The organism is Methylobacterium sp. P1-11 (assembly GCF_008329595.1).
Taxonomy (GTDB): domain Bacteria; phylum Pseudomonadota; class Alphaproteobacteria; order Rhizobiales; family Beijerinckiaceae; genus Methylobacterium.
The window spans coordinates 1-12,936 of sequence record NZ_NPKS01000021.1 but is presented as its reverse complement, the minus strand read 5'-3'; the positions used below and the strand labels follow the sequence as shown (position 1 = coordinate 12,936).

General features: G+C 67.3%; 11 protein-coding genes and 1 pseudogene. 4 read left to right on the top strand and 8 right to left on the bottom strand.

All coding sequences use genetic code 11. The annotated features are described in order from the left end of the window. Window positions 1–70: 70 nt before the first annotated feature. Entirely contained in the window at window positions 71–1,054 is a 984-nt protein-coding gene (locus tag CIW48_RS20570; RefSeq protein ID WP_149312426.1) for an MDR family oxidoreductase, read from the bottom strand. Between the two features lie 21 nt (window positions 1,055–1,075). Continuing rightward, a complete protein-coding gene (locus CIW48_RS20565; RefSeq protein WP_173009331.1) occupies window positions 1,076–1,720 on the bottom strand; it encodes a TetR/AcrR family transcriptional regulator in 645 nt (214 codons plus the stop codon). 348 nt (window positions 1,721–2,068) lie between these two features. Between CIW48_RS20565 and CIW48_RS34135 the strand changes: the two genes are divergently transcribed. Beyond that, the gene (locus tag CIW48_RS34135) at window positions 2,069–2,413 is read left to right on the top strand and encodes an EamA family transporter (RefSeq protein WP_246695343.1); all 345 of its coding nucleotides are present in this window, start codon (window positions 2,069–2,071) and stop codon (window positions 2,411–2,413) included. Window positions 2,414–3,058: 645 nt separating this feature from the next. Here the strand turns inward: CIW48_RS34135 and CIW48_RS20555 are convergent. The 6 genes from CIW48_RS20555 to CIW48_RS20530 all read right to left on the bottom strand — a co-directional run bounded on the left by CIW48_RS20555 (window position 3,059) and on the right by CIW48_RS20530 (window position 10,024). Then, window positions 3,059–4,468: an amidase family protein gene (locus CIW48_RS20555; protein WP_149312425.1), complete on the bottom strand. Its 1,410-nt coding sequence runs from the start codon at window positions 4,466–4,468 to the stop codon at window positions 3,059–3,061. A gap of 52 nt (window positions 4,469–4,520) precedes the next feature. Beyond that, window positions 4,521–5,222 (bottom strand): cyclase family protein, encoded by a 702-nt coding sequence (locus tag CIW48_RS20550; protein WP_149312424.1) that lies wholly within the window; start codon window positions 5,220–5,222, stop codon window positions 4,521–4,523. Between the two features lie 81 nt (window positions 5,223–5,303). Continuing rightward, entirely contained in the window at window positions 5,304–6,041 is a 738-nt protein-coding gene (locus CIW48_RS20545; RefSeq protein ID WP_149312423.1) for an ABC transporter ATP-binding protein, read from the bottom strand. After that, the gene (locus CIW48_RS20540; protein WP_149312422.1) at window positions 6,041–7,822 is read right to left on the bottom strand and encodes a branched-chain amino acid ABC transporter ATP-binding protein/permease; all 1,782 of its coding nucleotides are present in this window, start codon (window positions 7,820–7,822) and stop codon (window positions 6,041–6,043) included. Before CIW48_RS20540 ends, CIW48_RS20545 begins: the two co-directional genes overlap by 1 nt. Beyond that, on the bottom strand, window positions 7,819–8,694 hold the full coding sequence (locus CIW48_RS20535) for a branched-chain amino acid ABC transporter permease (protein ID WP_149312421.1): 876 nt from the start codon (window positions 8,692–8,694) through the stop codon (window positions 7,819–7,821). Before CIW48_RS20535 ends, CIW48_RS20540 begins: the two co-directional genes overlap by 4 nt. Window positions 8,695–8,830: 136 nt before the next feature. Continuing rightward, a complete protein-coding gene (locus CIW48_RS20530; protein ID WP_149312420.1) occupies window positions 8,831–10,024 on the bottom strand; it encodes an ABC transporter substrate-binding protein in 1,194 nt (397 codons plus the stop codon). Window positions 10,025–10,326: 302 nt separating this feature from the next. Here CIW48_RS20530 and CIW48_RS20525 point away from each other — a divergent pair, with 302 nt between their 5' ends. The 3 genes and pseudogenes from CIW48_RS20525 to CIW48_RS20515 form a co-directional block, all read left to right on the top strand. Continuing rightward, window positions 10,327–11,289 (top strand): LysR substrate-binding domain-containing protein, encoded by a 963-nt coding sequence (locus tag CIW48_RS20525; protein ID WP_149312419.1) that lies wholly within the window; start codon window positions 10,327–10,329, stop codon window positions 11,287–11,289. A 202-nt stretch (window positions 11,290–11,491) separates the two neighbouring features. After that, a complete protein-coding gene (locus tag CIW48_RS34585) occupies window positions 11,492–11,713 on the top strand; it encodes an alpha/beta hydrolase (RefSeq protein ID WP_281407369.1) in 222 nt (73 codons plus the stop codon). Further along, window positions 11,710–12,511: pseudogene (locus tag CIW48_RS20515) on the top strand (IS5 family transposase); the annotation flags it as partial. The gene CIW48_RS34585 and the pseudogene CIW48_RS20515, both read left to right, overlap by 4 nt. Window positions 12,512–12,936: the final 425 nt, after the last annotated feature.

Sequence of the window (12,936 nt, the reverse complement as noted above, 5' to 3'; positions counted from 1 at the left end):
TACGTCATCGCACCCAGATCTTCCTCGCACGCATCCCATCCGCTCCGCCGTTGAACGGCCGCGCGAACGCCTAGCGATTCACGTCGACGACGACGCGGCCGCGCACCCGGCCAGCCATCAGGCGCTCCGCGGTCGTCACGACGTCCGTCAGGCCGATCTCGTCGGTGATCGCGTCGAGCTTGGCCGGATCGAGGTCGCGGACCAGCCGGTTCCAGGCCTCGATCCGCTCGGGCCGCGGGCACATCACGCTGTCGATGCCGATCAGGCTGACGCCACGCAGGATGAAGGGAGCCACGCTCGCCGGCAGGTCCATGCCCTGTGCCAGCCCGCAGGCCGTGACGACGCCCCGGTACTTCATGGCGGCACAGACGTTGGCGAGCGTATGGCTGCCGACCACATCGACGGCTCCGGCCCAGCGCTCCCGGGCGAGCGGCTTGCCCGGTTCCGAGAATGTCGCGCGGTCGAGGATCTCGGCCGCCCCGAGACCGCGTAGGTAGTCCGCTTCTTCGGGACGCCCGCTGACTGCCACGACCGTGTAGCCGAGGCGCGACAGGAGGGCGATCGCCGTGCTGCCAACGCCGCCGGCCGCGCCGGTGACCACGACCTCGCCCTTGTCCGGTGTGACCCCATGGCGCTCCAGGGCGATCACGCACAGCATCGCCGTGTAGCCGGCGGTGCCGATCGCCATCGCCTGGCGTGGTGTGAGCGCCTCGGGCAGCGGCACCAGCCAGTCGCCCCTCAGGCGCGCGACCTGTGCCAGCCCACCCCAGTGGGTCTCGCCGACGCCCCAGCCGTTGAGGACGACGCGGTCGCCGGCCTTGTGGTCGCAGTGGCGAGACTCGCGGACGGTGCCGACGATGTCGATGCCCGGCACCATCGGAAACTTGCGCACGACCGGGCCCTTGCCAGTGATCGCCAGCCCGTCCTTGTAGTTCAGCGTCGAGTAGGCAACGTCCACGGTGACGTCGCCCTCGGGCAGCTGCGCCTCGTCGATCTCACGCAGGCTGGCGCGGTAGCCCGTCTCATCCTTCTCAATCAGGATCGCCTTGAACATCCGGGGCACTCCGTGGGGCGCTCAGCGCGCCAGACAGGTCAGGAATTGCGTCGCGAACAGGTCAAGCGGCTCGGGGCTGCGCTCGAGCTTGGCGCGTAGGACCGCGCCTTCCCAGCCGATCCAGAAAAACGCCGCCAGCGCCGCGCAATCGGCATCCGCGGCGATCTCGCCGGCCGCTTGGGCGTCTAGGAAGCAGCGCTCCGTCCGTGCCTGCCAGTCGAGGAGCACGCCATGCAGGCGGTCCCGGAAGATCTCCGGCAGAGCGCTCATCTCCTGCCCGAGATTGCCGATGACGCAGCCGCGGCGGAATTCGTAGCGTGCCATGCCGGCCTTCGCATCCGCGACGAAATTCCTGATGCGCTGGATTGGAGCCGTACTCCCATCAAGCAACCAGCGGTCGAGCTTGCGCGCGAAGTAGGCTGCGTACGCCTCGATCAGTTCGGCGCCGAAAACATCCTTGCTCGCGAAGTAGTGGTAGAACGAACCCTTCGGCACACCGGCGCTGCGCAGAACCTCTTCAAGACCGGTTGCCGAGTATCCCTTCTCCGATAGCAGCGCGACACCCACCCGGATCAAAGCCGCCCGCGACGTGCCGTAGGCCGGATCGGGCCTGGGCGGCCGGCCCCGCTTGCGTACCGTGACAACAGAGGAGGTATCGAGCTGCATGATTTAGAAATAGACCGGTTGATTATTAAATGCAAGAAGCCTCAGAGACGGTCTTCGGACGCGTTCCATGCGCCGCCCTCTACGTCAGCAAGCGATGTCATCCGCAGAACCGAACCGCGCGTTGGGCGTTGCGGCGCTACTTGTTACCGCGCTCGGTTGGGGGCTGGGATGGCTGGCGATGAAGGTCGTCCTGCAAAGCTGACCCCCGCTGTTCGGGCGGGGCTTGGCGGGAGTGACGGCGGCGATGCTGCTCGCCGCCCTAGCGCTCGTGCGCGGCGAGCATCTCGCCGTGCCCCACGGGGCTCGGGCCCGGTTGGCGATGGCCGCCTTACCAACGTCTTCGCTTGGATGGGCTTCTCGGCCCTGTGCCTGCGCTGGATCACCGTCGGCGAGGCGGCCCTGCTGGTCTACTCGATGCCGATCTGGGCCACCTTGTTCGCCTGGGCGCTCATCGGCAGTCGCCCGACGGTGCGGGGCTTCGTTGCGCTCGCGCTTGGTCTCTCCGGTATCGGTGTTCTGCTCGGTGCCGGCGGAGGGGCGCTCAGAGCCGAGAATCTTCCTGGCATCGGCTTCGCGCTTGCCGCCGCGATGCTGTTCGCGTTGGGCGCCGTTCTCAACGGAGCCGCCTGGGCGGTGCCCCCGTTCGCGCTGACCGCTTGGCAGGTCGGGCTCGGCTGCCCTCCTGGTCGGTGAGCCCCTGGGCGCGCGCGAGATGGTGTCTATGGCGCTGACGCTCGGAGGTGTCGTCCTCGCTTTGAAGAAGTGATCGCCCCGAGCCATCATCGACGGCTGTCGATGAGATAGCGGCAGTCGTCAAACCGGAATGGGCACGCGAAGCTGGTCCTGGTCAGCGCTTTCGAACGGCTGCTTCCAGCGGTGTCGTCGGCAACCCACAGACCGGGTTGGGTCGGTAGGAGTCTGTCCGCTTTTCACGCCGGCCTTCTCCGAAGCGGTCCTTCCGCTTTCGGCCAGACTATGTCACGCCTGACCGCCGATGCGAGAAGGATCGGACGTGAAGGCTGCGCGCCCATCTCGGTCATCTGGATCGGGAGCGGTTCATTAATCGAGATGAGCGTCGCGCCCCTGAAGGCGGTCGCGTATGATTTGGGGCCCGCCTGCGTTCGATCGGGCGGTCACAGCGGGGGCGCGATGCCGCCCGGCTGGCTCAGCGATTTCACGTAGGCCGCGAGCTGCCACATCTGCTCGTCCGGGATTTTGCCGCGCCATGCCGGCATGCCGCGCTGGCGGCCCTCGTAGAGGGTCGCGACAGCAACGCCGCTCAGGACAACTTCGCCGGAGCAGGAGCCTGCCTCCGGCCATCCCCACCGCAGCTGCTCTTCACTGTCCTGTAAACGGCCGAAGATTATAGCCCTGCGGCTGCGTTCTCTCGACCGCCGCAGCCGCTCGCACCACGTCGATCTCGCCGAGGCTGCGGCCGACGATCTGGAGACCGACCGGCATGCCGTCCGATGCTAGTCCCGCGCAGACGGAGGCTGCGGGCTGGCCCGTTAGGTTGAAAGGATAGGTGTAGAAGGCCCAGGAGACGAGGCTGCGGTCTTCCAGACCTTCGGGAATGTTCCGGCCTGCTTCCAGGGAGGAGATCGGCAGTGTCGGCGACAGAAGGACGTCGTAGCCGGTGAAGAAGCTAACCATCCGGTCCCGCAACGCGTAGCGCGCGAAGACCGTCTCGTAGTAGGCGCGCATCTCCTGGGCGAGGGCGGCGTCGAGCACATCCGCGACTGCCGGGTCAAGGAGGTCGCGTCGTGCTTCGAGAACGCTACGCAGGCGTGTGCCGATGCCGGCATAGAACTCGGCGGTCCAGAGATCGGCCGGATCGGACTCGAAGACCTCGTCGACCTCCTCCACGATCGCGCCCTGGTCTGCCAACGCCATCGCCGCCGCACGGGCAACGGCGGCGACGTCGGGGTTGGGCCTTGCGTAGCCGAGCGTCGCGCTCCAGGCGACCCGGAGTCCGGCGACGGAAGCCTTCGCCGCGCCCAGAAGGTCGGGCACGGGCCCGGCCACTGCGAAGGGATCACGGGGATCGTGGCCTGCAACCGCCAACGTCATCAACGCGGCATCGGCCACATTGCGCGCGACGGAGCCGACATGGGCGAGTGTCGGTGTCGCCGAAGTCGGCCAGACCGGAACGCGCCCGAACTGCGCCTTGAGGCCGACGAGGCCCGTCAGCGCCGCCGGAATGCGCAGGGAGCCCCCGCCGTCCGTGCCCAGAGCGAAGGGCGTGATCCCAGCCGCCACCGATGCGGCCGCGCCGGCGCTCGATCCGCCCGGGGTCTTTGTAAGGTCCCAGGGATGGCGCGTGATCCCTGTGAGCGGCGAGTCACCCACAGGTTTGGCCCCGAACTCGCTCGTCGTGGTCTTGCCGATGATGATGGCGCCTTCCGCGCGCAGTCTCTCGACCGAGGGGGCGTCGGCGGCGGCGATGTTGCCCATCATGGCCCGCGAACCTGAGGCGTAGGGCTGACCGCCCACCGCGATCAGGTCCTTCACCGAGGCCGGCAGGCCGTGGAGCAGCCCCAGCGGGCCCCCTCGCATCACGGCTTCCTCGGCCCGGCGGGCCGCGGACCGGGCCTCCTCGGGCATGAGATGGGAGAAGGCGTTCAGCGTTCCCTGGCTCGCCTCCGCACGCGCCAGGGAGAGCTCCGTGAGTTCCACGGGCGAGACCGACCGGCTCGCGATCAAACCCCGCAATTCCAGCGCGGTCATGAAGTCCAGGTCGCTCGTCATCGCCCACTCTCCGGAGATCGCGGTGCGGCGCCCTGGGGGCGCCGCGGTCGCATCAGTCGTTGACGATGGCGAAGGCACGCACCGGCGAGCCGGAGCCGCCCTTGAACTTCAGTGGCACGCCGAAGAACTGCACCTCGCCCTTGCCCACGAGTTCCTCGAGGTTCACCAGCCATTCCCAGTGGCTCATGCCGAGGTCGCGGCAGAGGCGGTGCTGGGCGAAGATGTTGTCGCTCGGCTTGTCGGTGGAGGGCCCCTCGACGCCCTGCATCTTCGAGCCGCGCGCGTGCAGCCACCTGGTCGCCTCCGCGGTGAGCAGCGGGTTCTTCCAGACCGAGTCGGGGCCCGGGTAGTTGCGGGCATGGAAGCCGGTGCAGAGCAGGACGATGTGACCGTCGACCGTCACGCCGCTCTTGGCCTCGGCCGCCTCCATGTCGGCGACCGTGATGTCGCCGAGGTCGGGGATGTGGCGCAGGTCGAAGCACACGGCCTTGCCCATGAACATCTCGAGCGGCATCTCGTCGACGGGCTGTCCGTTCGGGTTGACGTGAAGGAACGCGTCAACGTGGGTGCCGACGTGATCGAGCATCGCGATGAAGTTGGTCTGGAACGTCATCGCGTCGCCGGGGACGCCGAGTCCGAGGGCGGCCGAGCTCTCGTGGCTGAGATGGGTGGTGAGCACCGGCCGCTGGAAGAGCTTGTGGGCCGGCATGTTGTCCTCGATCAGGAGGCTCAGGTCGACGACGCGCTGGGGCATGACGGTTCCTTGTCGGGCATGGGAGACCGTTCGCGGCGCCGCCCGGTGCCGCGTCGGATCGGGTCTTCGGAGGTGCCGTTCTCAGGCGGCTTTCTTCTTGCCGAGGAAGGTCTCCATGACCTCCGGGTCGCGGGCGAGAAGCCTGCTCGGGCCGTCCCGCACCACGCGCCCTTGCGCCACCACGTAGGCGTGGTCGGCGATGGCCAGCGCGTAGGATGCGAGCTGCTCGACGAGAAGAATGGTGAGGCCCTGCCGGTTGAGCTCGCGCAGGACGCCGATCAACTGCTCGACGACCCGGGGAGCGAGGCCGAGCGAAAGTTCGTCGATGACGAGGAGGTCGGGCTCGGCCATCAGCCCGCGGGCTATGGCGAGCATCTGCTGTTCGCCGCCCGACATGCTTCCGGCGGTTTGGCGAACGCGCTCGCGCAAGCGCGGGAACAGGGCGAGTGAACGCTCCAGGGCCTCCCTCGAGCGCTTGGTCTTCAGCCCCCCGTGGGCATAGGCGCCCAGGATGAGGTTGTCCTCGACCGTCTGGTCCGGGAAGATGAGCCGCCCCTCCGGCACCATCGCGAGTCCGCGGGCCACCTTCGCATGGGCGGGAAGCCGCGTGACCTCCTCGCCTTTGAACAGGACGCGCCCGGCGCTCGGGCGCACGAGCCCGGTGAGGCCGCGCATCAGGGACGTCTTGCCGGCGCCGTTGTTGCCGATCACGGCAACCAACTGACCGCGTCGTACGGTCAGGCTCGCACCGCGGAGTGCCGTCACCGCGCCGTAGCGGACCTCCAAGTCCTCGACCACCAGAAGGGGAGTATCGGTCATCAGGCGGCCTCCTCGTCGAGGATGGCGGAGGGACCGCCGAAATAGGCCTCGATCACCCGCGGGTCGGCCTGCACCGCCTCCGGCCGGTCGCTCGCGATGATCTGGCCATAGTCGAGCACTGTCACGGTGTCGGCCACAGCCATGATAAGGTCGACGTGATGCTCGATGAGCAGCACCGAGACGCCGAGCCCGGCAATCTTCCGGATCATCGCCTCCAGCTCGTCGATCTCGTGCGTTGTCAGTCCGGCGGCGGGTTCGTCGAGGAGCAGCAGGCGCGGACGCGTGGCCAGCGCCCGGGCGATCTCCAGGCGGCGCTGGTGGCCGAAGGGCAGGAAGCGTGCCTGCTCGTTGGCCGCGTCGTTGAGGCCGACGAAGTCGAGGAGGCCGATCGCGGCAGCGCGGCAGGCGGCCTCCTCACGGCGGAAGCGGGGCGTGCGCAGGATCGCGCTGGGCAGGCTGTAGCCGAGATGGTGGAAGCCACCCACCATGACGTTTTCCAGAACCGTCATCTGACCGAACAGCTCGGTGTTCTGGAAGGTGCGGGCGAGGCCGAGCCGCGCGATGCCGTGGACCTTGCAGCCGACGAGGTCGGTCCCGTCGAGGTGCACGCCTCCTTCGCTCGGCCGGTAGAAGCCCGAGATCGTGTTGACGAAGGTCGACTTGCCGGCCCCGTTCGGTCCGATCAGGGCATGGATCTCGCCCGGGGCGACCCGGATGCTCGCGGCGTCCAGGGCCGTGAGCCCGCCGAAGCGAACGGTCAGGCGGTCGGTCTCCAGGCTCGCGGGCTCGCGGGCCGCCATGATCTCGGCGACGGGGGTACCCTCGGCCGGATCGACGCCGCGCGGGCCGGGGCGTAGGCGAGCGTAAAGGCTGCCAAGCGTACCCAGAACGCCGCCGGGGAGACCAAACATCACCGCGAGGAGCAGGGCGCCGTAGGCGAATTTCTGCCACTCGGCGAAGCGCTGCAGCACTTCCGGCAGATAGGTCAGGATGAAGGCCCCGAGCACGGGGCCGAAGGTCGAGGCCGCTCCCCCTAAGATCACCATCAGCAGGAAGCGGACGGAATCGGCGAAGGTGAAGATGTCGGGCGAGATATAGGCGTTCAGGAAGGCGTAGAAGCTGCCGGCGATTCCCGCCGTGACCGCCGCGACGGCGAAGGCGAGCGTGCGGATCCCCGTGGCGCCGATGCCGAGGCTGCGCGCGGCCGTCTCGCTCTGGGCGACCGCCAGCATGGCGCGGCCGTAGCCCGAGTGTTTCAGATTGTGCGTCGCCAGCGTGGCGAGGAAGAGCGTGACCGCGAGCACCGCGTAGAAGGTGTAGCCCGAGAGCGGGTACCCGAAGAGGTTCGGGCCGGGGATGCCGGTGAGCCCCGTGGTCCCGCCGGTGAGGCTCTGCCACTCGATGGCGACGTTCTCGACGATGAGGCCGAAGGCGATCGTCACCACGGCGAGATAGACGCCCCGCACCCGCACGCTCGGATAGGCGAGAGCCGCGCCGAAGAGGCCGGCGACGACTGCCGCGCCGACGCTTGCGAGCACGAGGTCGAGGCCGAACCGGATCGCCAGGATCGCGCCGGTATAGGCGCCGAGCGCGAACAGACCCGCCTGCCCCAGGGAGACGAGGCCGGTGAGGCCGACGAGGACGTTCAGGCCGACCGCGATAACGCCGTAGATCAGGAACAGCATGAACAGGCGCAGTTCGTACTCGTTGCCGGAGGTGAGCGGCACGACGACGAGGATGGCCGCGAGCAGCGCGAAGCCGAGGATGTGGAGGGCCTTCATACCTTGAAGATCTCCCGGCGGCCGAACAGGCCCTGAGGGAAGGCGAGGAGCACGAGGATCATGGCGCTGAAGCCGACGATCTCGCGCGCCGCCGTCGAGACGTAGCCCTCGACGAACTTCTCCATGACCCCGAAGGCGAGGCCGGCCAGGACGACGCCCGGCCCGCTGGTGATGCCGCCGATGATGGCGACCGCGAAGCCCTTCAGCCCGAGCAGCACGCCCATGCTGGCCGAGGCCTGGATCACGGGTGCGACGAGTACGCCTGCGCCTGCCCCGAACATGGCGGCGAGACCGAAGGAGAACATCACGATCCGATCGACGTCGATGCCCATCAGGGCCGCCGCCTGCCGGTTGTAGGCCACCGCCTGCATCGCGCGCCCGACCAGGGTTCGCCGCTGCATCACGTGGAGCCCCACCATCGCCAGCACCGCGACCGCCGGGATGACGAGTTCCTGCGGGTAGACGCCTGCGCCGAAGATCGAGATGGGGCCGGCGACGCCGGGCGACGGCAGCGGGCGGGAGAAGCCGCCGAACTGCATGGTGGCGAGCGATTCCGCCATGATCCCGACCGCGATGGTGGTCAGCATCCAGCCGATCGAGGCGTTGGCGCCGATGAAGGGACGCACCGCGAAGCGCTCCAGCACAACGCCGAACAGGGCCCCGGCCAGGATCGCCAGGAGGCAGGCGAGCGGCAGCGGCAGGCCGGCATCGACGCCCATCACCGCGAGCACCGCGCCGATCATCAGAGTGTCGCCGTGGGCGAAGTTCACGGCCTTGGCGGCCGACCACATGATGTGGAAGCCGAGCGCGACCAGGGCGTAGATGCCTCCGATCGCGAGGCCCGAAAGGGTGTATTGCAGGGCGGTCGTCATGGCTGCCGCGGGGGCTCCCGATGCGAGGCGGGCGGGTCGTTCAGCGGAGTCGGGGCGGTCCGGCCCGGTGAGGGGGGATCCGGACGAACCGCCCCGGCCCCTCCCGCTGGGGAAGGAGCGAGAGGCGCGCGCGCCTTCAGTTCGTCTTGCCGTACGGGGTCTGCGCGATCGGCAGCAGCTTGCCGTCGGACCAGACGGTCAGCTTGTAGTAGCTCGGCAGGATCGCGTCCTGGCGCTCGGGGTCGGAGGCGTCGAAGGCGGGGTCGTACTTGGCGACGAGGCCGTCGTACTTGACCTGATAGAGCGCCTCGCGGACCTTCTTCCAGTCGTAGGCGCCGGCCTTCTCGATCGCCTGCGCCACGATGTGGACGGCGTCGTAGGCATTGGCGATTCCGGAGCCCATCTTGATCTGCGCCGGATCCTTCAGGCCGTACTTCGCCTGGATCTTCTGCCAGAGCGCCTGGCCCTTGGGGTCGAGGTCGCCCATGAAGCTGTAGGTCTGCACGACCTCGACGCCGTTGGCGAGCGGGCCGGCGAGCTCGCCGAGATTGCCGGCGATGCCCCAGGCGCCGATGATGGTGGGCTTGAACCCGACCTTGTCCATCGAGCGGACGAGCTGGTTGCCCTCGCGGTCAAGGGCCCAGAACAGGGCGACGTCGGCACCGGCATCCCGCGCGCGGATCGCCTGCGCGGTCATGTCCTGGTCGTTCCAGTTGAAGGTCTCGACGGCGACGAGCTCTTTGCCGCCCTTGGCGATGGCCGCCTTCACGTCAGGAACCGCGCCGTTGCCCCAGCCGGTGTTCTCGTAGAAGAAGGCGATCTTACCAGTCTTCGAGACCTTGGCGGCCTGCTCGACGAGGAAGCGGGCGACCCATTTGTCCTTGGCGGAGACCCGGAACATGTAGTTCGGGCTGCGGCCGTTCTCGATCGCCTGGGTGTTGGCGGCGAGTACGCCGACGAAGGGAATCCCGATGGCGTGCACCGGTTCGACCTGCGCCACCGAGACAGTGGAGTGATAGCCGCCGAGGATTACCACGCACTTGTCGGCAAGCGCGATGCGCCGTGTGTTGTCGATGCCCCGCGGCGGGGCGCCGGCGTCGTCGTACTGGACGAAGCGCAGCGGCTTGCCGAGTACGCCGCCCTTCGCGTTGATCTCGTCGATGGCGATCTCGGCCCCCATCTTGATTGCTTGGCCACCGAACGCCGCTGGGCCAGTGATCGCGGCGGAGTTACCGATGCAGGGCTCTTGCTGAGCCAGTGCCGTACCAGGAATCGTGATAGCAAAAGGCGCAGCCAGGAATAGGCCGCGCAAATACTTGCGCGCATCCATGAATGGACTCCGATTTCCTGATGATGATCCGGGCTCGGTTCCGATCCTCGGTCGACGAGCGTCAGGCTACGCAACGAATACAGCAGACATCAAAGACAAATTTCCGATACGAGCTATTGGAAATTCCTATGAGCATGGATCATAGGCTGAGATGCGGCTGGTATCAGTTTGCCAAACCCTTGCATTGCAAAACGAAATTTTGGCGCGGTGCACATAGCTTGCGCAGATTGCCCAGGTCGAGAGCAGTTTGACATCACCGTGGTGTTCCGCGGATCCTGGCGAACGTCCCCGGTAGGATCGCCATGGATCTCCGTCAGCTTCGGTATTTCGCGCAGATCGCAGAGAGCGGGAACGTCTCGCGGGCTGCCGAGGTGCTGCGAATCGCGCAGCCCTCGCTTAGCCAGCAGATGCTCAACCTTGAGGAGGAACTCGGTGTCGATCTGCTGTTTCGACATGCCCGCGGAGTCACGCCGACGGAACTCGGGCTCAAGTTCTACGAGCACGCGCGGCGCATCCTGCAGGAGGTCGAGCGTGCGAAGGAGGTCGTGCGCTCCCAGGCGACGAGCCCGAGCGGACGCATCTCGGTCGGGCTGCCGACTTCGGCCTGCCGGGGTCTGTCGCTGCCGCTGTACCGGGCGATCTCGGACGCGCTGCCGAACATCACCCTGCACGTCGTCGAAGCAATGAGCGGCACGCTCGACGAGTGGATCCAGTCGGGCCGACTCGACGTCGCCCTGCTCTACGACCACAAAGCCTTCGAGCACGTGGCTTGGACCGAGATGATGGTCGAAGACCTGATGTTCATTGTGCCGGCGGCTCATCCGCTCGCCGCCCGCCGCCAGATCTCATTCCGGCAGGTCTTCAACCAAGCGCTTCCGGTTGTACTCCCGGGCCGCCCGAACGTGCTGCGCACCGTGATCGAACAGCTCGCGGCCCGCCACGATGTCACACCGACGGCAACGGACTGCGAGAGCCTGCCCGCGATCGCGGAGCTCGTGCGCGCTCAGGCCTTCGCGACCGTCATGCCGCATTTCGCCTTGGCTGCGGAAATCGAGGGTGGCGAGATGGTCGCGATACCGATCGTCGATCCAACGCCATCCTGGAGGCTCTCGGTGGTGGTCTCCCAACGAACGCTGAATGCCCGCGGCAGCGAGGCTGTCGCCGAAATTCTGGCGGGCGTGATCGGCGGTCTTGTCGAGCGCTCCGTTTGGCGCGCCCGCCTCAAGCCGACGGAGCGTTCGGCTACCGTGCGCACGCGCGCCTGAATGGCGCTCCCTGCTTCAGCCAACCGCCGCAAACCGTAAAAATGATCGGGGGCGTGGCGAATCTGAGCTTGGCTTGCCCTTCAACTGTCATCCGAAGCACCGCTGCGCCACGGTGAGCAGTCCTCCGTATTTGTTCGAGCCACTGACCGGTCAGGGACGCCTCAAGGCCTTCACCTGAGCCGCGGCGGCCGTCCGCTTGCCGATGACCCAGGTCTCGAAGCGGACAGGCCGCGATCGGCCTGGACCGGCCGGCCGCAGTGCGCCCAAACAGCGATCCGAGGTCCGCGTCCCCGTTCTGGTGCTGGTCGGCGAGCATGACCAAGCAACCCCGCCTGCCATGGCGCGCGAACTCGCTGCCGGCCTTCCGGATGCTAGAGGCTGTTATAGACCTGGTTGGGGCCGATGCTCAGATGAGTGGAGATGAGCCCTGCCCGCAAGCCGTATCCGTCCGACGTTTCCGATGAGGCGTGGGCTCTGGTCGCGCCCTACCTGACACTGCTGCGCGAGGATGCCGGTCAGCGTGAGCATGCCTTGCGCGAGGTCTTCAACGGGCTGCGATACGTTGTCTGGAGCGGCTGCCCGTGGCGGCTGATGCCTCACGGCCTGCCGCCCTGGTTTGCCGTGTATCAGCAGGCCCAGCGCTGGCTAGCAGCCGGCTGTTTCGAGCAACTGGCCGAAAATCTACGCGCGGTGCTGCGCCTCGGGTCGGGCGCCGGAGCCGAGGGCGGCCGTGCTCGACAGCCGAACCTTACGTTCTTCTCCCGAGAGCGGCGAGCGGGCCGGCTACGATGGGGCCAAGCACAAGAAGGGCTCGAAGCTGCACATGGCGGTGGACATGCTCGGCCACCTCCTGGCGCTGCACGTCACCTCCGCCGATGCCGATGATCGGGCACAGGTGGGCCGGCTGGCAGAGGCCGTGCAGGCGGCGACCGGTGAGAGTGTCGAGGTCGCCTTCGTCGATCAGGGCTACACCGGTGAGAAGCCGGCCGCGGCAGCCCGCGAGCACGGCGTCGAACTGGAGGTGGTGAAGCTGCCCGAGGCCAATCGCGGCCTCGTGCTTCTCCCATGCCGTTGGGTCGTGGAGCGTTCTTTCGCCTGGGCCACCCGTTTCCGCAGGCTTGTCAAAGATTACGAGCACTATGCCATCACCCTGGCAGACCTGCACCTCGTCGCTTTCGTCAGCCTCATGCTCAGGCAGGCCGCTCAACTCGCCACAGGTTCATCACAGCCTCTAGACACCGCGCCATCGAAGATGGTGCTTGTGGATGGCTGGATCGCCCCTGAATAACACGACGAGGCGCAAGTCAAATCCTCAGCGCGAGGTTTCCCCCTTTTCCGGTTCCCGAAGGAAGCGGTGGCGAGATTTTGCCGATAAAGACTTCAAGTGTAATGATCGCTCCGGAGACCTGAATCCAACAAAACGATAGGTTCTTGCGAACAAGCCGAGCCAGTGAACGGCGGCTGACAAGCGCCATTGCAGACATGGGAGGTCATTGGCCGAAGGCTCTGGCCGTCAGGGCTGTTCCGTCAGAGCTGGATCTTGCCTATCGTCGCCCCGAGTGGAAGCGGTGACGCCAGCCCTCATTGAGCCTGCGCTCCTCCGCGCTCTCCTCCGGGACAGCTTCCAGATGCAGCAGGATCATCGCG

Excerpts from the sequence above, each read along its gene's own strand:
- CIW48_RS20570 (WP_149312426.1), bottom strand. The coding sequence starts at position 1,054 with ATGTTCAAGGCGATCCTGATTGAGAAGGATGAGACGGGCTACCGCGCC.
- CIW48_RS20565 (WP_173009331.1), bottom strand. The coding sequence starts at position 1,720 with ATGCAGCTCGATACCTCCTCTGTTGTCACGGTACGCAAGCGGGGCCGG.
- CIW48_RS34135 (WP_246695343.1), top strand. The coding sequence starts at position 2,069 with ATGGGCTTCTCGGCCCTGTGCCTGCGCTGGATCACCGTCGGCGAGGCG.
- CIW48_RS20555 (WP_149312425.1), bottom strand. The coding sequence starts at position 4,468 with ATGACGAGCGACCTGGACTTCATGACCGCGCTGGAATTGCGGGGTTTG.
- CIW48_RS20550 (WP_149312424.1), bottom strand. The coding sequence starts at position 5,222 with ATGCCCCAGCGCGTCGTCGACCTGAGCCTCCTGATCGAGGACAACATG.
- CIW48_RS20545 (WP_149312423.1), bottom strand. The coding sequence starts at position 6,041 with ATGACCGATACTCCCCTTCTGGTGGTCGAGGACTTGGAGGTCCGCTAC.
- CIW48_RS20540 (WP_149312422.1), bottom strand. The coding sequence starts at position 7,822 with ATGAAGGCCCTCCACATCCTCGGCTTCGCGCTGCTCGCGGCCATCCTC.
- CIW48_RS20535 (WP_149312421.1), bottom strand. The coding sequence starts at position 8,694 with ATGACGACCGCCCTGCAATACACCCTTTCGGGCCTCGCGATCGGAGGC.
- CIW48_RS20530 (WP_149312420.1), bottom strand. The coding sequence starts at position 10,024 with ATGGATGCGCGCAAGTATTTGCGCGGCCTATTCCTGGCTGCGCCTTTT.
- CIW48_RS20525 (WP_149312419.1), top strand. The coding sequence starts at position 10,327 with ATGGATCTCCGTCAGCTTCGGTATTTCGCGCAGATCGCAGAGAGCGGG.
- CIW48_RS34585 (WP_281407369.1), top strand. The coding sequence starts at position 11,492 with ATGACCCAGGTCTCGAAGCGGACAGGCCGCGATCGGCCTGGACCGGCC.